We start from the raw sequence: 19020 nt of genomic DNA on the forward strand, positions 1-19020 counted from the left end.
TTACCTTTTTCGAAGAAGTTTCGTCACACGGGAGTGTAGCGTTCGGACGCGGAGTCTGTCACAGGCGCGGTCACGAGCATGCTTGTACACGGTGCCCGATGCACCGCATCAGGGACCACGACGGTCGCGTCGATTGTAGGGGCAATCATGCTTGCGCCGCCATTTTTTTCCGGATACAAAGCTATCAATCAGCGTACTGACGAAATGCGTTGAGTTGCATTGCAGCAAGTCGATGATGGATGTCGGAACACGAAGTCAATAGAACGGCGCGTCGTGCAATGATCGGTGCGACTGGTTCATGTGCAGCGTCCCGCAATGCGCATGAATGGTCAGCATGCTGATCAAATGGCGAATGCGTTGAACATCACCTCACCCAGTGCCTTGGAGTTTCACATGAGTTCTACCCCTGTAAGGACGGACGACGTCGCCATCAAAGGGCGGTCGATGTCAGGCAACGATATCAAGACGCTGATGCTGGCGTCGCTGGGCGGTGCGCTCGAATACTACGACTTCATTGTCGCGGTGTTCTTCACCAAGCTGCTCGCGACGGTGTTCTTTCCGCCGCAGACGCCCGAGTGGCTCGCGCAGCTCGAAGTGTTCTGCATCTTCGCGGCGGGCTATCTGGTGCGGCCGATCGGCGGCATCTTCTTCGCGCACTTCGGCGACCGTATCGGCCGCAAGAAAATGTTCGCGCTGAGCCTGTTCCTGATGGCCGCGCCGACGCTGCTCATCGGCCTCCTGCCGAGCTACGCGATGCTCGGCATGGCCGCGCCGCTGCTGTTCCTGTTGTGCCGGGTGCTGCAGGGACTGTCGGTGGGCGGGGAAGTGCCGGGCGCGTGGATCTTCTGTTCGGAACACGTGAGGCGCGACCGCATCGGGCTCGCGTGCGGCCTGCTGATGTCGGGGCTATGCACGGGCATCCTGCTCGGCGCGCTGTCGGCGAAGTTCCTGATCGGCAACATGGATCCGGCCGAACTCAAGACCTGGGGCTGGCGCGTGCCGTTCATCGCGGGCGGCATTTTTGGCCTGATTTCGGTCTATCTGCGCCGCTATCTGCAGGAGACGCCGGTGTTCGAAGCGCTGCGCGCCAAGCGTGAGGCCGATGCGCGCCTGCCGCTCGCGGTCGTGCTGAAGGAGCATCGCGGCGCGGTGGTCGTCTCGCTCTTGGCCACGTGGGTCTTCTCGGGCATCTTCGTGCTGTACTTCCTGTACACGCCGACCTTCCTCCAGACGCAATTCCACTTCGCGCCGAAGGACGTCTTCACCAACAACTCGTGGTCGATCTTTGGCCTGATCCTCGGCAGCACCTTCGCCGGATGGGCCGCGGACAAGATCGGCGGAGGGCGCGCGTATGCCATCGGCAGCGTGGCGATGCTACTCGTGACCGGCGCGTTCTATCTGAGCCTGAATGCGGGCAGCACGTCGGTCTGGGCGTTGTATATCGCCGGTGGCTTCCTGATCGGCACGATCACGCTCGGGCCGTACATCATCGTGAAGAGCTTTCCGGCGGAAGTGCGCTTCACCGGCTTCGCGCTCTCGTACAACACGGCCTATGCCATCTTTGGCGGCACCGCGCCCGCCATCGCGTCCTTCATGGTGGGACGGCAGGGCATGACGATGGCGCCCGCATGGTACATTGCCGCGTTGTGCGTGCTCGGCGTGATCATCGGCCTCGTCTGGCGCGCGCCGGTGCACGCCGAAGCGGCCGCGCACTGACGCACGGCCTTGATCCCGTCGCGGTCTTGCACGCTTCCGGTGCGAGACCGCTTGCGCAAGAGCATTCTCCATGTCCGTTGGCGACACAAGCGGCAATAGCGGCGATCACGGCCTCGGCCGCTCGTGGCTTCTCTATCTCTCACTCGCGTTCGCGAGCATGAGTTTCTCCGCGACCGGCCCGGTCGCCATCATCATCGCGGCGTCGCGTGAAGGCGGCTTGAGCTTCGCGCAGACGTCATCGTGGCTGTTTGCGTCGATCGGCATCAACGGGCTCGCCAGCATCGCGATCAGCTGGAAGACGCGCCAGCCGCTGCTGTTTCTATGGACGATTCCCGGCGCGGTGCTCGCCGCACCGGTGATCGCGCAATACGGTTTCGGGGCCGCCGTCGGGACCTATCTGGTGTGCGCGGCCGTGCTGCTCGTGCTGGGTGTGACGAACCTCGTCGGCCTGCTCGACCGCTGGGTGCCGATGCCCATCGTCATGGCGATGATCGCCGGGCTCTTCCTCAAGTACGTGCTGGCCGTGGTGCATTCGACCGTGGCCGCGCCGCTCATCGGCGGCTGCATGCTGCTGTGCTTCTTCGGCCTGTTGTGGCTCGAACGGCGCAACGCGGCGCCGATCCCGCCGCTGATCGGCGCGATGCTGGCGGGCGCCGCCGTGCTCTTCGCGACCGGCTTCAAGCTGCCGAGCCACAGCGGCGGCGCGTGGCTCGCGACGCCCGCGCTGATCGTGCCGCGCTTCGATCTTCACGCCATCTCGCAACTGCTGCTGCCGCTGCTCATCACCGTGCTGTTCGTGCAGAACGCGCAGGGCATCGCGGTGACGCGCGCATCGGGTTATCGGACGTCGTTGCGCCTCGTGACGCTCGTCAGCGCGGCGCTCACGGCGATCACCGCGCCCTTCGGCGGCTGTCCCTCGGTGCTGGCCGGGCCGAGCAATGCGATCCTGGTGTCGGGCGGCACGCATGGACGGCATTATCTCGGCGCGTTGATGGCGGGCGTCATTTGCGTGGCGATCGGCGTGTGCTCGACGGCTTATGTGTTCCTTCTGACGAGCCTGCCCGGCGCGTATATCGCGATCCTCGCCGGACTGGCGATGATGGGCGTGCTCGAAAAGTCGTTCGTCAGCGCGTTCCGGTCGGCCTTGCCCTTGAGCGCGATGATCGTGTTCGTCGTCACCTTGAGCGATGTCACCCTGCTGGGCGTGGGCGCGGCCTTCTGGGGCGTGGTGGCCGGTTGTCTGGTGTATTACGCGATCGAACAGCCGCGCCAGGCAGATTGACCCGGAAGATGCTGCGCCAGCCTAAGGCCGCGATCAGCAGGCCTCCGGGCAATCGACACCGCGCGGGGTCGGGACACGTTCCCGGTCTTGCAGGGGCTCGTGCTCAAGGCGAGGCCGGCATGGTCGAAGCCGCCGGCAGTCCGGGCGGCGGACCGCTGTCCGCGAGGTCGAACAGCGGGACAGCGGCAGGGCAATGAAAGGCCGTGAGCAGGTCGCTCGTCAACGGATTGGCGAGGCTGCCGGTGCTCGCGATATCCAGCGCCGCCTTGCGCCCATCGAAATCGAACACGACGCGCACGCGTCCCGGCGTCGCAGTCGGCACGATCTGGCCGCGTCCGAGCAGGCGCATCAGCGCCCACGGGCCGTCCACCGAGAGCGTCGAGGTGTCTGCCCGGATCCGCGGGCTCGCCGTGAGTTCGACATGCACGCCGCCGCGCGGTCCGGGCCACGCGATGCGCAGCGGCGTCACCGGGCCGTGCTGATACAGCATGCCTTGCCCGTCGATGTCGATCGCCAGGCTCAGGATCGTGGGATCCAGCTCGGGCACGCGCACGTCCGCTTTCCAGGCAATCTGCTTGCCCTGTTCGCCGAAGAAGACCTGACGGATCGCCAGCGCGCGCTGGAAAGGCGCGAGGTCCGGGCCTTGCACGGGCGCGGTGGAGCCGGGCAGGGTGCGGTAGCGCCAGGGCTGTGAGGACGTATCGACGAAGGGCGCCAGGTTCTTCGTGAAGAAGTCGTCGAGCAGGCCGCCTTGCGCGAACATGCGCGTGAAATCGTCGATGCTGATATCGCGCGCGCTGTCCCGCACGAACGGATAGTTGCCTTCGACGGCCAGCCGGCACGCGTCGCCGACCACCGCCTGCGTCTGGCGCGACAGCAGTTGCCCGACGCCCTGGTTCACGTCGCGCGATCCCTGCAAGGCGAGCGCCTGCAACACGGCGCGAAACGGCGCGGGCATGGTGTCGGCGGCCATCTTGAGCTTCGCGGAGGCGTCGTTCGGCGGCGGCAGGCCGTTGTTCGCGAGCGCGCTTTCGGCGATGGTCAGCGCCGTGTAGGTGTCGTTGAGCAAAGTGGCGACGCCGTCGAGTCCTGTGCGGCGTGCCTGCGGTGCAGACGGTGCATCGTGTGCCGCTCGCGCCGGCGTGTCCGGTTGGACCTGCGCCTCGCCCGTCACCATCTCGCGCAGCGCGGCGAAGCGGTCGTCGACGAGTTCGCGCTCCACGCGTTCCTGCGCACGCATGCCGAATCCCTTCGCCTTGCCTGCGAACGCGGCGTCCGCCTGATCGAGCAGTGAACGCTTTTCCTCCGTCAGGCTTTGGGTGAGCGTGGTTTCGCGCGCGGCGGCGAATGCCAGTCGCGCGAGCGGCGAGTCGGGCGCCGCGAACTGACGCATGATCTGCAAGTTGAAACCGGCACTCGATCCGGTCACCGGACGAATATCCGCCAGGAACGCGCTCCAGTGCTGCTGATATTCCGTCAGATACAGGCGGCGGATGGCGTCGGTCAGCGCATCGTCTCCGCCGCCGGCGGCGCTCACGAATTCAGCCGTTTTTTTTTGAGCTTCGCGTGCGCCACCGGTCCAACCCGCGAGATACGCCCGGCCCATGACCCAGGCGTCGTCGTCGCGTGCGATCTTGAGGAATTCCGCCAGGCGACGGTCGAACAGGGCGCGGTAGCCATCGAACGTGAAGAGGCCCGGCACGCCGCGCGAAAGCGGTTCTCCGCTCGCGCGCGTGAACGACATGCCCGCCTGCGGCCCCACCGCGCGCAGCAGCGTGAAGTCGTCCGGAGCGTCGTCCTGCATCGCGGCCTTCGCGCGGTCATAGAGCCGTTGCGTGCCGTTGCTCTGGTCGAGAAAGCTGCGCGCGCGCTCGATCAGTGCGTCATTGCGGATGAGCGGCGACTGAACGACGCGCTGCCCCGCGAAAAGCCGGTCGAGATGATCCAGCATCGACGCACGGCCGCCGTAGGCCGATGCGCTGTCCGTTCTCGACCAGTCGTCGAGCACCCAGGCCTTGATTTCGCTGCCCTTGGACTTCGCTGGCTCGTACAGCATCAGATAGACCCGCAGCGCGCCGTAGGCGGCCTTCGGATCCTGCCGCGCGATGGCCTGCGCGATGACCGCCTCGACGCGATGCACGATCTGCGGCAGCAGCAGGCTGGCTTCGAGGGCGCGATAGGTGGCGCCGCTCGCATCGACGATCTGGGGCGCCACGTACAGCCCATAACGATAGCTTGCGTCGGGATGAGCGAGATCGAGGCCTGTCCGGGCGGGCAGGTGAAGGGCGTCGGTCAGGGCATCGGGCACGCCGTCCGGCCTGGGCTCGCGATACAGTTGCGCGACCTTCGCGGAGAGCGCCTGGGTCTTGCGCATGACGGCTTCCAGATAGTTGCTGTTGTTGCCGAAGCTTTCGACCACGGCGACGGCCAGCCAGGTGAACAGCAGCACCGCGAGCGCATGGCCGATCAGCCGCAGCAGGCGGAAGCGAACCTCCCAGCGCAGGTTGGGCTGCACCAGATGCGCTTCGGGCAGGATCACCTTCCTGAAGACATCGTGCAGGAAGTAACTTCGGTTGCCGGCCGGACTCGCTGACGTGGGACGGCCCGGGAGCTCACGTTCGACACCGTCAGCCAGACGCCGGGCGATCGTCGCGGGTTCGGCCGGCAGCGGGAGGCCCTCTTGCGCCGCGCTCGTGAAATACACGCCGCGCAGCATCGCGTGACGTTCGGTGTTGTCGTAACGCGTGCCGGTGAACAGCCGCGCGAAGCACTCCGCAAGCGGCGCGGCGAGCGCGGCGAAGGCCTCGGGAAAGGCCACGAGACGGCGGCGACGGTCCAGGTCGAATTCGTCTTCGAGGCGCGTGTTGAGGCCGTCGGCCAGACGCGCCGCCAGCAACGCGAGCTCTTCGCGGCAGCGCGCTTCGGTCGCCGGCGACGCGACCGGCAGCGTGAAGCCCCAGATCTGCGCGCGATGTTCCTCGGTCAGCGCGGCAAAGTAATCGGCAAAGCCGCTCAGGCGGTCCATCTGCGTGACGATCAGATACACCGGAAAGCGAATCCCGAGCGTGCGGCGCAGGTCCGTGAGCTGCGTGCGGAGGGCGTCGGCTTCCGCTTCGCGCAGGGTGGCATCGGCGGCGGTGAGCAGGTCGAGCCGGATCGTCAGCAGCGCGCCGTTGATCGGTGCGCGCGGACGGTGGCGGCGCAGCATTCGCAGGAAGCCCAGCCATTCCTGCGTGTCGGTTTCGCGCTGGCTCAGTTCATTCTTTTTGATGCCGGGATACAGCGGCGCGACGGTCGCGGTCCGTGTCTCGCCGGCCAAAGTCAGCGGGCGGGAGGACTGGCCTGGACGCGTGTAATAGCCCGGAGTGTCGATGCACAGGGCTTCGTCGGTGAGCCACCAGTCGACGGCAGGATCGGCAGCCGCATCCGGGCGCGCCTGCCGGAGCGCGACGCCCGCAGGCACCGGGAGGCCGGCGTTGAGCAGTGCGCGGGTCTTGCCCGAGCCCGCCGAACCGAGCGCGATGAACCAGGGCACCTCATACAGATAACGGGTGCGCTGGAACAGACGGGCGAAGCCGCCCGCGCGCGTGCTCTTGAGGCTCTCCAGCAGGGTCCTGAAACTCGTTTCGAGTTGCTGGAGCCTGGGGTTCGCGGGCGATTCCTGTTTGTTGCCGAAAGCGAGTGCGCGGCGCAGGAACTGTTCGTCGCTGCGCATGCGGCACCAGATGCGGTACAGCAGCCAGCCCACAAAGACCGCGACGACGGCGGCAATCGCGACGATGCGCGCGTCCGTGGACGCGAACGGTTTCTTCTCGCCGAAGCTCAGCAGCGGGGCGGCATGCCAGATGAGCAGGCAGAGCAGCGCGCCGAACACGACTGCCAGCGACCCGTGCCTGAGCCGGAGCAGCGCGCCGCACAAGATCAGCGCGATCACGATCACGCGCAACGCGACGCTTTCGAGCGGCTTGAGTCCGCCGAACGCGAAGTACGGCCCGATGAACCATACGGCCAGCACGAGCAGCAGTAGCGCGATGATCGCGAGAAACATGCGTGAAAACAGGAACGACAACAGCTTCTTCATTCTTCGGGTCCACTTCTTCAAGTCCGGCAGCGACGATTGCGACGCTCGGCGTGATGGCTCGCGCGAGTGCAAGCGGGTGCGCCGTGAGGGCCGTTACGGCACGACGGCGATCTCGACGCGCCGGTTCAGCGCGCGTCCCGACGCCGTACGGTTGTCGCCGAGCGGACTGGATGCGCCGCGGCCGACCGCTTCCAGCCTTCCCGCCGGGACGCCGGCCGCCTGCAGTTGCTGGACGACCTGCGTGGCGCGTTCGAGCGAGAGCGCGTCGTTGGAGCCGTAACGGCGGCTGCGGATGGGAAGGTTGTCGGTGTAGCCGGTGACCGTGACGCGGCCGGGAACCCGGGCCACTTCTCCGGCAATCTTTGCGATGAGCGGGTTCATCGCGGCGTTCACGTCGATGCCCCCCGGCGTGAACATCGCGTCGCCCCGGAAGGTCACGGTGCTGTGTCGGGCATCTTCATCGACGCTCACCATGCCGGCTGAAATCTCGTTCGTCAGCAGTTCGCGCAGGCGTGGAACGCGCGGCGCGGGCGGCGGCGTCATGCGGCCGATGTCGATGATCTGCGTCTCGAGCGAGGCGCTTTCGTTGAGCAAGTGATATTTGAACCAGCCGAACAGGCCAAGCAACGCGAGTCCGAGGACGGCGAAACTGATCCATGCGGGGAAGTTCCATAAGGACAGGCGTTTGCCGCGGGCGCTGGAGTTGGCGTGGGGGGAGAGGGCGAGGGGGAGGGGGGCACGGGTTTGCTGAAGCTGGTTGAACAGACTGCGGCGGATTTCGTCGTGCTTGCGCGCGCCGTCTGCGTCCTTTGCATACATGCCTATGAAACCCAGGTTGAGAACCCGGTAGATAACTTCGATCAAGTCCAGGTATTCGTGAGGTTCCGCTGACAGACGGCCGATGAGGTAGAAAATCTTTTCTCCACCATCGCGATCTGCGTGGAACTTCGCCGCCAGAGCTTCATTGCTCCACATCGCGCCGATGAACTTCTTGCCCCATGGGGTTTTCATGGCCGCTTCATCAAGAGCGGTACATAGGCAATAGCGCGCACCGAGCATGTGGTCGCGCCGGATATTGGCCTGTTCGCACAGGCGCTGAAAATCGCGCACTTCGTCCTCGAGCAACTGCCGAAACGCCCTCATTTCGGTTTGATCGAGGTCGTCGGGCATGTCCGCGAGCGCGCGCAGAAGTGGACGAGCCGCTTCGAGCAATGGATTACGCGCCGCGAGAATCACACGCAGACGTGCCGCGGGGACTTCGCCTGGTGGTATGCGGCCCATGAGACGTTTGAGCGCTTCGGCTTCTGCTTTTGCTTTTGCCTTTGCCTCCGCTTCCGCTTGCTTGTCCGGAGCCAGTTTCGCGGACGTCTCATTTTGCCGCAATGCCTTGTCAGTATCCGTCGTGGTATCAGCGTGTGTAATTTTTTGCCTCCCGATGCCTGCACTAAGTTCTTCCCGCACCTGCCGCTGCTTCAACCGCGCACGCCCCACAACTGAAGCTGCAAACCAGGAAAATCGCCTGCGACGTGCAGCGCGATGCCGCCATGTTTCTCGACGACACTCCAGAGCGGCCCGCCGCGCGCGATTTCGAAGTAGACGAAGCCCGTGTTGAAGGGAATCTGGCGCGGCGGTACCGGCAGGCTTTGCAGCGGAATGCCCGGCAGATGCGCGCGCACCAGATCGGGCAGACGCTCGGACGGCCCGACCTTGGCCTGGGACGCGAAGCGGTCCGCCAGCGCATCCGGCGGCATGTTGGCGAACACGGCGAGCACCACGGCGGAGAATGAACGCATTTCGCCCGGATCGACGACGGCATTGCTCACGCCATAGCCCGCATCATCGAGCGGAATACGCTGCGCGCTGCGCACCAGCACCGCGTTGAGCAGCCACTGCGTGTCTTCGACGATCGGCCGCAGACACAGATGGGGCGTTTCATGCCGATACGGCGGATGCGTGTCGAGCGGCCGACGCGTGGCTGGCCGGACATAGGTGGACAGTTCGCCGGCCATGCTCAGCAACAGCGCATAAAGCTCCGCCGGCGACGTGGTCGGCACGCGGCGCAGATGCTGCAACAGCGGTTCATAGCGATTGAGCGTCTGCAACAGCAAATAGTCCGATACTTCGGCCACGGAACCTGCTTGCCCGTCGCTGCCAGTGAGCCGCTTCGCGAGCTTGTCGGCGCGCATGTGGAGCAGATCGTGGACGTCGCCGAGCCAGGTGGTCAGCAACGCGCTCGCACCGTATCCGCATACGGGCGGGACGAGGGACTCGTCCAGTTCGATACTGCCGTCGGCGCGCAAGGACTTGACGCGTGCGAGCGGCAAGCCGATCCAAGCGCCGGTCATCTCCTTGCGGGGCAACAGGCGCACGCGCAGGTTCGACAGCTGAACGGTCTTGGATCCCAGCCCGGTTGAATTGGCATCGCGCAAGTCGGCGGCGAACACGGAATGACGTGCGAGCGAATCCGCCGCATCGTCGAAGGTAGTTTCTTCGCCGTTGGGCACGCGCACCGGCACCGCAAGGCAGATCTCCTGTTCGAGATGCTCCTGGCGGATGGTCAGCGGCGCGGGCGGGGGCGTGCTGCCGGGCATGTCGAAGGGCGTGCCGTCGGCGAACAGACCGCTCGCCGATTTCACGATGACCTTGCCGAGCGCGAGCGCCTCGGAATCGATCGCATAGTGCGAGAAACCGAAGAAGAACGGTGACAGCGGCGCGGCGCGCTTGTGCGCGAACTGTTCCAGATACCGCTCCTGTTGCTGGAACAGTTGCGGACTGAGGAAAAGGCCTTCGCTCCAGGTGACTTTGTTGTGCCAGCTCATGCGCTAGGTACTCATTCGTTGTGTGGCTGGTTGCCGGGTGAGGCGCTCGAAGGGGCGCGCGATGGATTGCTCGCCAGAGGGTCGCTGATCCGGATGGCATCGGTATCGAGGTCGATGGCGAGCTGCAGTTTCGGTGCGCGCCGGTACCATGCCGCCGGCGGTGTGGCGGGCAGCACGGTTGTCGCGCGCCACACGGCGTGGGGCAGGTCGCGGTACGCCGCGAGCACGCCCAGCGCCGTGCTGGCACTCTGGGCGTTGCGCGCGATGCTCCTGCTTTCGCCCGGCCGCAACATGAACTGGTCCCGCACCACGAGATCTGTCGCGAGCACGGTCTTGTCCTTGTCCTGAAGCGATTGGAAATCCGCCTCGTTGAATGCGTCGACACTCTTCAGTTCGTACACGCGCACGAGAATGGGCGCGGCGCGTTTCTGGTCGTCGGGATTCACCGTCGATGACGCGCGAATGGCCAGGTCGAGCTTCAGCGGCTCGCGTCGGGGCGGGGCGTCGGAGCTTGCGCAAGCGCCGAGTGCAAGCGCGCACATGAGCGTTGATAAGAGCGAGCACACGGACGAAGCGCCGGACGAAGAACCGGACGAAGCACTGGACGAAGCGCCCGACGAAGCACTGGACGAAGCGCCCGACGAAGCACCCGACGAAGCACCCGACGAAGCACCCGACGAAGCACCGGACGAAGCGCCCGACGAAGCACCGGACGAAGCACCGGACGAAGCACCGGACGAAGCACCGGACGAAGCACCGGACGAAGCACCGGACGACCACGCGGGCGCGGCGACGGATCGGATGAAACGAGTCGGCGGAAGTCGCATGAATGGCGTGCAGGTCGGAACCCGATGCGTGTGCGCCGGGTTCCGTGTGGAAAGGCGTCAGGTTCGTTCAGGCTTCCTTGTTGCCCTTGATGTCGAATGCCGCCGTGACGGCTCCGCCGCTGCCGCCCTGGGCGTTCTGCACGATGTACTCCTGCTTCACCTTGGAAAACGCCAGGCGCACTTCCTCGCGGACACCGTTCTCGCCATGGGAGCCCGAAGGCTGCACCTTGGTGACCATCACGTCGCTCATGGTGATCTTCAGATATTCGAGCGGATTGCCGCCCGCCTTGCGCACGGTGAGGACGGCCTGATCGATGTGCTTGCCGGTCAGGCAATACTTCATCAGGTTGGGACTGGCGCGATCCATCAGATGCTCGAAACTGAGATCGTCGACGCTTGCCTTGCCCGCGCCGCCGCCACTGCCTGCATGCATCATCGAATCCTGCGAGACGCGCCAGCCCCAGCTCGCCACTTCGATTTCGCTCTTGTGCGCGGCATCCTGGGACTCGCCGTCGATACCGTTGATCTTGATGAAGATGTCTTGTGCCATGGTTCTCTGTTCCTTGAGGTTGGAAAGGGTTATTGAAGCTGCGTCGGGCTCGTTTCGAGCAGCCGCTGTATGTACGCGAGTCGGTCCAGGCAGGGGGCGCGCCGGACCGCATCGCCTTCCGGCACGTCCGATACCGCTGGAATCGTGCGGTCCAGATAGGCCTTCACCTCGCCCGGCGCCGGCTCGATGAACGGCGCGCCGCACACGGCGGAAGTGCCGATTACCGGCCCGTCGTCGAGCACGCGCAGGACGGCCGCAGGATTCTTCGGCAGCGCCGTGGCAAGCGCGATGGTCAGGCCGATGGAAGCGCTCGCGTCTGTGCCCTGCGCGAGCCGGGGCGCGAGTTCGACCCAGGCCGCGTTGCCGGTGGCGATGCTGTCGAGCACCGCATCGAACTGACCGTCGCGGTCGAGCGAGGCCACGGCCGGTCGGGCGCCTTGCGTCTCGATCTCCCCGGCGATGCGCGCAGCGTCCGGCGCAACCTGAGCGCTGGCGCATGCGGAGGCAAGCAGCACGCAAGCGAAAGACGCAGGCAGTCTGAGTTTGAGCAACAGGAATCGCATCATTGGACGATCAATCCTCTGTCTGCGCTCCGGTTGATCTGTTCGCGCACGGGCCGCCCGAGAATCACGCATCCGGTGGATGCCGTGTGTTCCAGGTTGTCGCCGTGAATCATGAAGGCGGATCGTCCGAAGGTCGTGGTGCCGACTTCTGGCGTGAGGTCCATCGAGACGGCGCCTGTGCGTACCGAATGACGCGCATTGCCGATCCGATAACTGCCTCGCGGAATCGGGCCCACGTTTCGGATGTTTTCCATGACGGGGTTGTTGCGCCCGTCTCCTGCGCCGGAGTAGCCGTTTCGGGCGACGATGTTGCCGTCCGGGTCACTGAGCGTGCCGGTGGTGCGGGTATAGGTCCAGGGCATGACGGTTTCTCCAGACTGATTCAGGCGGTTTCCTTCACGGAAGGCAGACGGGCGACGAGCCTCAGCGATACCGTCAGTCCCTCGAGCTGGAAATGCGGACGCAGGAAGAACTTCGCCTGGTAGTAGCCCGGGTTGTCCTCGAGATCCTCGACGACGACCTCGGCAGCCGCGAGCGGACGGCTGGCCTTCGTGTCCTGCGAGGAGTTGGCGGGGTCGGCGTCGACGTAATTCATGATCCAGCCGTTCAGCCACTGCTGCATTTCCTCGCGTTCGCGGAACGAGCCGATCTTGTCGCGCACGATGCACTTCAGGTAATGCGCGAAACGCGAACACGCAAACAGATACGGCAGACGGGCCGAGAGATTCGCGTTCGCGGTGGCGTCCGGGTCGTGATACTCCGCCGGCTTTTGCAGCGATTGGGCGCCAATGAACGTGGCGTGGTCGGTGTTCTTGCGGTGGATCAGCGGGATCAGGCCATTCTTCGAGAGTTCTGCTTCGCGACGGTCGGAAATGGCGATCTCGGTCGGGCATTTCATGTCGACGCCGCCGTCGTCGGTCGGGAAGGTATGGCAGGGCAGGCTGTCCACCGTGCCGCCCGACTCGACGCCGCGAATCAGCGAACACCAGCCATACAGCTTGAAGGAGCGGTTGATGTTCACGCCCATCGCATAGGCGGCGTTGGCCCAGGCGAAGCGTTGATGATCCGCACCGTCGGTTTCCTCTTCGAAATCGAATTCGTCGACCGGATTGCTCTTGGCGCCATAGGGCAGGCGCGCGAGGAAGCGCGGCATGGCCAGGCCCACATAGCGCGCATCCTCGGTGGTGCGCAACGAGTTCCACGGCGCGTATTCGAGGTTCTGCGCGAAGATCCGGGACAGGTCGCGCGGGTTGGCGAGTTCCTGCCACGATTCCATCTGCAGGACAGCGGGCGAAGCACCCGAGATGAAGGGCGTGTGCGCGGCCGCGGCGACCTTGGCGATCGACCCGAGGAGGTCCACGTCGGGCGGTGTATGGTCGAAGTAGTAGTCGGCGACGAGACAGCCATACGGCTGGCCACCCAGTTGCCCGTACTCCTCCTCGTAGATCTGCTTGAACAGCGGGCTCTGGTCCCACGCAAGCCCCTTGTAGCGCTTCATCGTGCGACGCAGGTCGTTCTTGGACACATCCATGAAGCGGATCTTGAGGCGCTCGTCCGTCTCGGTGTTCGACACCAGATGATGCAGCCCGCGCCAGGCCGATTCCAGTTGCTGAAAATCGGCGTGATGCAGGATCAGGTTGATCTGCTCGGAAAGCTTGCGGTCGATCTGCGCGATGATGGCTTCAATGCTCTTGTAAGCGTCGTCGCTGATGGTGAGCGTCTGCTGCAAGGCCTGCTCGGCCAGCGTCTGCACGGCCTGTTCCACCGCCTCGCGCGCGGCCGCCGTCTTGGGGCGGAACTCGTGATTCAGCAGGGCGGAAATGTCGCTGTGGGCGAACGGGGCTGTCGGGGCGGCTGCGCTCGCCTGGACCTGGTTGACTGTCATGACGGGTCTCTGTCGTGTCTCGGTCGGGTTCGGTGTGCCGGAGCCGCGCGTGCGCGCGATTCATCCGGCGGCGGATCAGTTCAGCGTGGCTTCAATGGCGTCCGGCGCGCTGTCGGCGGCCGGCTTCGGCGCGGCCGTGAGGGACTTGAGCAGCGCCGGGTCGCGCAGAAGCGCGTTGACGAGTGCTTCCGCGCCGGATTTGCCGTCCATGTAGGTTTGCAGGTTGGCAAGCTGAGTGCGTGCCTCGAGCAACTGGCTCAGTGCGTCCACCTTGCTCGCGACCGCAGCAGGCGAGAAGTCCTCGATGCTTTCGAAGGTCATGTCCACCATCAACTGGCCCTCGCCCGTAAGCGTGTTGTGCACGGGGAACGCCACACGCGGCTTGATGGCCTTCATGCGCTCGTCGAAGTTGTCGATATCGATTTCCAGGAGACGCCGGTCCGCCACGGCCGGCAGCGGTTCGACCGGCTTGCCGGAGAGGTCCGCGAGCACGCCCATGACGAAGGGCAGTTCAACCTTCTTCTCGGACCCGTAAAGCTCGACGTCGTATTCGATCTGTACGCGTGGCGGGCGATTGCGCGCGATGAACTTCTGGGAATTATTGGCCTGCGACATACGTGCCTCCGTGATCTAAAGAGCGGTGGAATGGTTGGATAACGTTGAGCGCTAAGCGGTGTACGCGACGTCCGCAACCTGCGACGGCGCGGTGAGCGCGAAGACGATGGCCTCGGAAGGGTCGAGCAGCGGATCGCCGACGTCGACGTCGATTCGCGTGATCGGTCGCTGCGCTGACATCGCGTCGAGCCACAGCCCGGACAGACGTGGCAGCACGTGTTTTTCAATGAAGCCGATAAGCACGCGCGCACCGGTTTCCTGCACGAGACAGCGGCTGACGATGTAGTCCGTCAGGCGTTCGCTGCAGACGAGCGAGATGCCGTGGCCTTCCGCCATGCGGCATACGACGCGATTCAGATGCAGCCGCACGATGACGGCAAGCGACGCTTGCGCGAGCGGCCGGTAAGGCACGACGGTCACGCGGCCGAGGAATGCGGGCGGGAAGGTCTTCAGCAGTTCGGGGGTGAGCGCCGTCTGCAATGTGTCCTGATCGGGCGCATGCGCGGGGTCGGCGCACAGGCTCGCGATGCGTTCCGCGCCGGCATTGGTCGTGAGCAGAATGGTGGTGTTGCGGAAGTCGATATGACGCCCGTCCGCGTCTTCCATGTAGCCCTTGTCGAACACCTGGAAGAACATCTCGTGCACGTCGCGATGCGCCTTCTCGATCTCGTCGAGCAATAGCACCGCGTAGGGACGGCGCCGCACCGCCTCCGTGAGCACGCCGCCCTCGCCGGAACCGACGTACCCCGGTGGCGCGCCCTTGAGGCCGGAGACGCTGTGCCCTTCCTGATACTCGCTCATGTTGATGGTGATGAGATTCTGCTCACCGCCGTACAGCGCTTCGGCCAGCGCCAGCGCAGTTTCCGTCTTGCCGACGCCGGATGGCCCGGCGAGCAGGAACACGCCCACCGGCTTGTGGGGATCGGCAAGCCCGGCGCGCGCGGTCTGGATGCGTTCGCCGATGAGGGCGAGCGATGCACACTGACCGATCACGCGCGCCGCCAGCGTGCCGGACAGCGCGCGGATGGCCATGATTTCGTCGGTGACCATGCGGCCCACGGGAATGCCGGTCCAGTCCGAAACGACCGCTGCCACGATTGCCTCGTTCACCTCCGGAAACACGAGCGGCGTTTCGCCTTGCAGTTCGTGCAGGCCCTGTTCGAGCTGGCGAAGTTCGGCGGGCGTGGGACGGCGTTCGGCCGAAGCCGCGTCGGGGACCGGCGTCAACGCCGCTTCGCGGGCACTGACGAGCGCTTCCGCCGCGGCGGACTGCGCCTGCCAGTACGCTTCGAGCGCGCGTTGCTCGGCCAGCAAGGTATCGATGCGCGCGCGTGCCTCTTGCATGGCGCGCCCCGACTCCAGGCCGATACGCGCCTCTTGTTCGAGGAGCTCGAGTTCGATTCGTGCGGCCTGCAAGCGCTCAGTCAGTTGCAGGAGTTCACGCGGCGGCGCTTGCTGTGAGAGCGCAACGCGCGCGCAGGCGGTATCGAGCAGGCTGATCGCCTTGTCGGGCAACTGGCGTGACGGGATATACCGGTGCGAGAGTCGGACCGACGCGCGGATCGCTTCGTCGCGCACGATCACGCGATGATGACGCGCGAACATCCCGGCAAGCCCGCGCACCATCTCGATTGCCGCGGCTTCCTGCGGTTCGCCGACCTGCAGGACCTGGAAGCGCCGTGTGAGCGCCGGGTCTTTTTCAATATGACGCTTGTATTCCGCCCAGGTCGTCGCGCCGATGATCCGCACCGCACCGCGCGCCAAGGCGGGCTTGAGCAGGTTGGCCGCGTCGCCGGTGCCGGCCTGGCCACCCGCGCCGACCAGCGTATGAATCTCGTCGACGAACAGGATGACCGGCACGGGCGATTTTCTTGCTGCTTCGAGCACGCCCTTGAGGCGGGCCTCGAATTCTCCCTTCATGCTGGCGCCCGCCAGCAGCGCGCCCACATCGAGCGACAGCAGGCGGACATCGGCCAGCACGCCTGGCACGTTGCCGCTTGCGATGGACAGCGCGAATCCTTCGACCACGGCGGTCTTGCCGACGCCAGCCTCGCCGGTCAGCAACGGATGATTCTGACGCCGGCGCAACAGGACGTCCGTCAGTGTGCGGATTTCCTGGTCTCGGCCGCTGATGGCGTCGATTTCGCCGCTGCGCGCAAGCGCGGTGAGGTCAGTGCAATACTGTCCGAGCGCGCCTTCAGGGGTTGCGCTCACGGCTTGTGACGCCTCGCCCGGCAGGGCTGGATTGAAAGCGCTGCCGTCGTAGGGCGGGTCGGCGGCCTCAGGCGAGCCGGCAGCCCATGAGGCAAAGGTTTCGTCGAGGTTCTCGGAGGGAAGACGCATGAACTCCCGTGATACCGCCAGCAGCTCCCGCCGTAATTCCGGCGTGCCCGCAAGCGCCGCCAGCAGCCACGCGCCACGAATGCGCTGCTCCTTGCGCCCGAGCGTCGCGATCACCCAGGCGCGTTCGATCGCCATCTCGACCGGGTGTGAGAAATCGCTGATGGAACTCGCACCCGCCGGAAGTGAGCGCAGTGTGCGCACCAGGTCCTGTTCCAGCGTCTCGTACTCGATGCCGGCATGCCGGACGATCCGATGCAGGTCGCTGTCGGTCAGTTGAAGCAGTTGATGAATCCAGTGCGCCAGTTCCACATAAGGATTTCCGCGCAACTTGCAGAACGTGGTCGCGGACTCAATGCCGCGAAACAGCGTCACACCCAGTTTTCCGAATAACGTCTGGCGAGAAATCATTTTCGTACGCGCGCCTGATTCACGCCCGTGAATGTTCGTTCAGGGCGTAAGTTGAGTTTATGTTTTATTTCCAGTCCGAATAAAGACAGGTGCCGGTGCAATCCTTGTCTTCTGGTTCGGAGTCGATGTTATGAAGCCAATCATGAATTTCGATTCTGTAAACGTCAAGCCGGCCTTATGGCTCACCTTATCCCAATTATTCGGATGACAGAAAGCAGCGTATTAGCTTGTGGGGCCGTTAAATCGACTAATTTAATATTTAAAATCAATGTGATATTCATATATTGCCATGCCGGCCGCAGCGGCCTCTTGTCAGCGCGAGCAGCAAATGCCGATTGAGTAAAATCCTAATTTGAGGATTTTCCGAATGGTAGATGGTACAAAAAATCACAATCAAGCGATGCCGAATATTCCGATTAAGCTGAATCGAGGTTTTGAGGTCTGGACAGACATATTCGATTCGTGCGCTAATTCTCTTAATCGGGAGCAGGCTGAATTAAAAGACTGTTCAGGCTAGTTTTAACCTGCGGATATTTCTGCGGGCATCAAGGCGCGCCACCCCGGCGGTGAGCGCGCGGAGGGTTATCGAATGCGGTTTGAATTACGCTTCAGGCGTCGCTCTTCCATGCGCGAATGCGTGGAGCCCACGTTATCCGCCGCGCCGTCGCCTTCACTCGGCCGCTCGGAATCGGGAGGTGGTGCGTGGATGGACGGGGTGCAACCAGGTGTCGACACGCGCGCTTTCGTTCCGGTTCGCAAGGACGGCGATCTCGACGCGGCGCGGAAGGCAGCATCCGCAAGGTCCACGCTTTCCGCGAGTTCCGAAGCAAACGCCCTGATCGCCGCCTTGCACACGGGTTATTACGAGGCACTTCATTCAGCGCGCGGTCAGGCCGGTGGCGCGTGGGAGGCGGCGGTGGCAGTGTCCGATCCCGGGCATCAGGAGGCCGCGTCATCCGAAAGCGGCAGCGCCGGTGAAGAGATTGACACGGAATCGATCAGTGCGTTCCTGGGTGAGGCACAGCGCGTCGAAGAAGCTTTCGGCCCGCTGAACGACACGCTTGCGCCAGGCGACGTGGACATGAGCATTCCGCCCACGCCGGAAATCTTGCGGCTCTTCGCGCCGGCCGAGCATAACGGCGATCACGGCGATCACGGCGGTGACGCCCATCACGCCAGCCATGCGCATGCGCCGCCCCGCAGGTTTACGGCGCCGCCCGCGCTTGCGCGTCGCGAGCATCATGCACTCGCCCTCGACAGCTGGTTGCCCGACCTTCACGCCGTGACCGAACGGAACGCCGCCTGCACCGTCAGCGACTCCGGCGCGCGTACGCCGGACCTGAGTTGCGAGCAGCCGGCATGAGCGAAGCCAGGCCGCCACGTCGCGCCGAAAGCCATCTGCTGCCTACGCTGATCGATCGCCTGCGCGACGACGCCCCGCAGCGTCAGGCGGAAACGCCTGGCGAGTACACAGTGACTCGCGCGCAACTCCGCGACATCATCCAGCGCGACTTGGCCTATCTGCTGAACGCGACCAGTCCCGGGGCGCTGATCGACGCCGTGCGCTACGCGCATGTCGCGGCCTCGACGGTCAATTTCGGCGTGCCGCCGCTGGCGGGCGCCTTCGTCGCGTCGCGTCAGTGGGCGCACATCGAGAAAGCCGTCAGGGTGGCCATCGTGCGCTTCGAACCGCGCCTGCTACCCGAGTCGCTGCGGATCGTGCCGCGTGTGCAGGGCGAGCGCCTGGCACGGCATGGCGAAGTGGCCTTCGAGATTCACGGTCTGGTGCAGGCCGAGCCGTATCCGCTCGAATTCATGGTGCAAAGCTCGCTTTGCCTCGAGTCGAGCCGCCTGCTGGCCTCCTCGAAGCAAACCTGAGACTGCTCCAAAACCGAACCGAACCGAACCGAACCGAACCGCCGAACCGAACC

14 protein-coding genes are annotated in these 19020 nt (G+C 64.8%); 4 read left to right on the top strand and 10 right to left on the bottom strand.

Going from position 1 to position 19020, the window contains the following annotated elements; genetic code table 11:
- The first annotated feature begins 393 nt into the window (after positions 1-393).
- Positions 394-1716, top strand: coding sequence for an MFS transporter (locus tag QCE88_RS25890; protein WP_309907686.1), 1323 nt, complete (start codon positions 394-396; stop codon positions 1714-1716).
- 70 nt (positions 1717-1786) lie between these two features.
- The gene (locus QCE88_RS25895) at positions 1787-2998 is read left to right on the top strand and encodes a benzoate/H(+) symporter BenE family transporter (RefSeq protein WP_309907688.1); all 1212 of its coding nucleotides are present in this window, start codon (positions 1787-1789) and stop codon (positions 2996-2998) included.
- Between the two features lie 103 nt (positions 2999-3101).
- Here QCE88_RS25895 and tssM read toward each other — a convergent pair whose 3' ends face one another.
- The 10 genes from tssM to tssH all read right to left on the bottom strand — a co-directional run bounded on the left by tssM (position 3102) and on the right by tssH (position 17089).
- Complete coding sequence (tssM, locus tag QCE88_RS25900; RefSeq protein WP_309907690.1) at positions 3102-7079, bottom strand: type VI secretion system membrane subunit TssM; 3978 nt, start codon at positions 7077-7079, stop codon at positions 3102-3104.
- A gap of 93 nt (positions 7080-7172) precedes the next feature.
- Entirely contained in the window at positions 7173-8555 is a 1383-nt protein-coding gene (gene tssL, locus QCE88_RS25905) for a type VI secretion system protein TssL, long form (protein WP_309907691.1), read from the bottom strand.
- Positions 8552-9898 carry a type VI secretion system baseplate subunit TssK gene (tssK, locus tag QCE88_RS25910; RefSeq protein ID WP_309907693.1) on the bottom strand — a complete coding sequence of 449 codons (1347 nt, stop codon included), beginning with the start codon at positions 9896-9898 and terminating at the stop codon, positions 8552-8554. The genes tssL and tssK overlap by 4 nt, the downstream gene beginning before the upstream one ends.
- Positions 9899-9909: 11 nt before the next feature.
- On the bottom strand, positions 9910-10440 hold the full coding sequence (gene tssJ / locus QCE88_RS25915; RefSeq protein ID WP_309907695.1) for a type VI secretion system lipoprotein TssJ: 531 nt from the start codon (positions 10438-10440) through the stop codon (positions 9910-9912).
- Positions 10441-10792: 352 nt separating this feature from the next.
- Positions 10793-11275, bottom strand: a complete 483-nt coding sequence (locus QCE88_RS25920) for a type VI secretion system tube protein Hcp (protein WP_309907697.1) — start codon at positions 11273-11275, stop codon at positions 10793-10795.
- A 29-nt stretch (positions 11276-11304) separates the two neighbouring features.
- A complete protein-coding gene (locus tag QCE88_RS25925) occupies positions 11305-11841 on the bottom strand; it encodes a hypothetical protein (RefSeq protein ID WP_309907699.1) in 537 nt (178 codons plus the stop codon).
- Entirely contained in the window at positions 11838-12200 is a 363-nt protein-coding gene (locus QCE88_RS25930) for a tlde1 domain-containing protein (RefSeq protein WP_309907701.1), read from the bottom strand. The genes QCE88_RS25925 and QCE88_RS25930 overlap by 4 nt, the downstream gene beginning before the upstream one ends.
- Positions 12201-12220: 20 nt before the next feature.
- Positions 12221-13723: a type VI secretion system contractile sheath large subunit gene (tssC, locus tag QCE88_RS25935; RefSeq protein ID WP_309907702.1), complete on the bottom strand. Its 1503-nt coding sequence runs from the start codon at positions 13721-13723 to the stop codon at positions 12221-12223.
- Positions 13724-13798: 75 nt separating this feature from the next.
- Positions 13799-14338, bottom strand: a complete 540-nt coding sequence (tssB, locus tag QCE88_RS25940; RefSeq protein ID WP_309907704.1) for a type VI secretion system contractile sheath small subunit — start codon at positions 14336-14338, stop codon at positions 13799-13801.
- A 51-nt stretch (positions 14339-14389) separates the two neighbouring features.
- Positions 14390-17089 (bottom strand): type VI secretion system ATPase TssH, encoded by a 2700-nt coding sequence (gene tssH, locus QCE88_RS25945; protein WP_309907707.1) that lies wholly within the window; start codon positions 17087-17089, stop codon positions 14390-14392.
- 706 nt (positions 17090-17795) lie between these two features.
- Here tssH and QCE88_RS25950 point away from each other — a divergent pair.
- Both QCE88_RS25950 and tssE read left to right on the top strand, forming a co-directional pair.
- On the top strand, positions 17796-18452 hold the full coding sequence (locus tag QCE88_RS25950) for a TagK domain-containing protein (RefSeq protein ID WP_309907709.1): 657 nt from the start codon (positions 17796-17798) through the stop codon (positions 18450-18452).
- Positions 18449-18967, top strand: coding sequence for a type VI secretion system baseplate subunit TssE (gene tssE / locus QCE88_RS25955; protein WP_309907711.1), 519 nt, complete (start codon positions 18449-18451; stop codon positions 18965-18967). The genes QCE88_RS25950 and tssE overlap by 4 nt, the downstream gene beginning before the upstream one ends.
- Positions 18968-19020: the final 53 nt, after the last annotated feature.

Source organism: Caballeronia sp. LZ035 (genome assembly GCF_031451175.1).
Classification (GTDB): Bacteria; Pseudomonadota; Gammaproteobacteria; order Burkholderiales; family Burkholderiaceae; genus Caballeronia.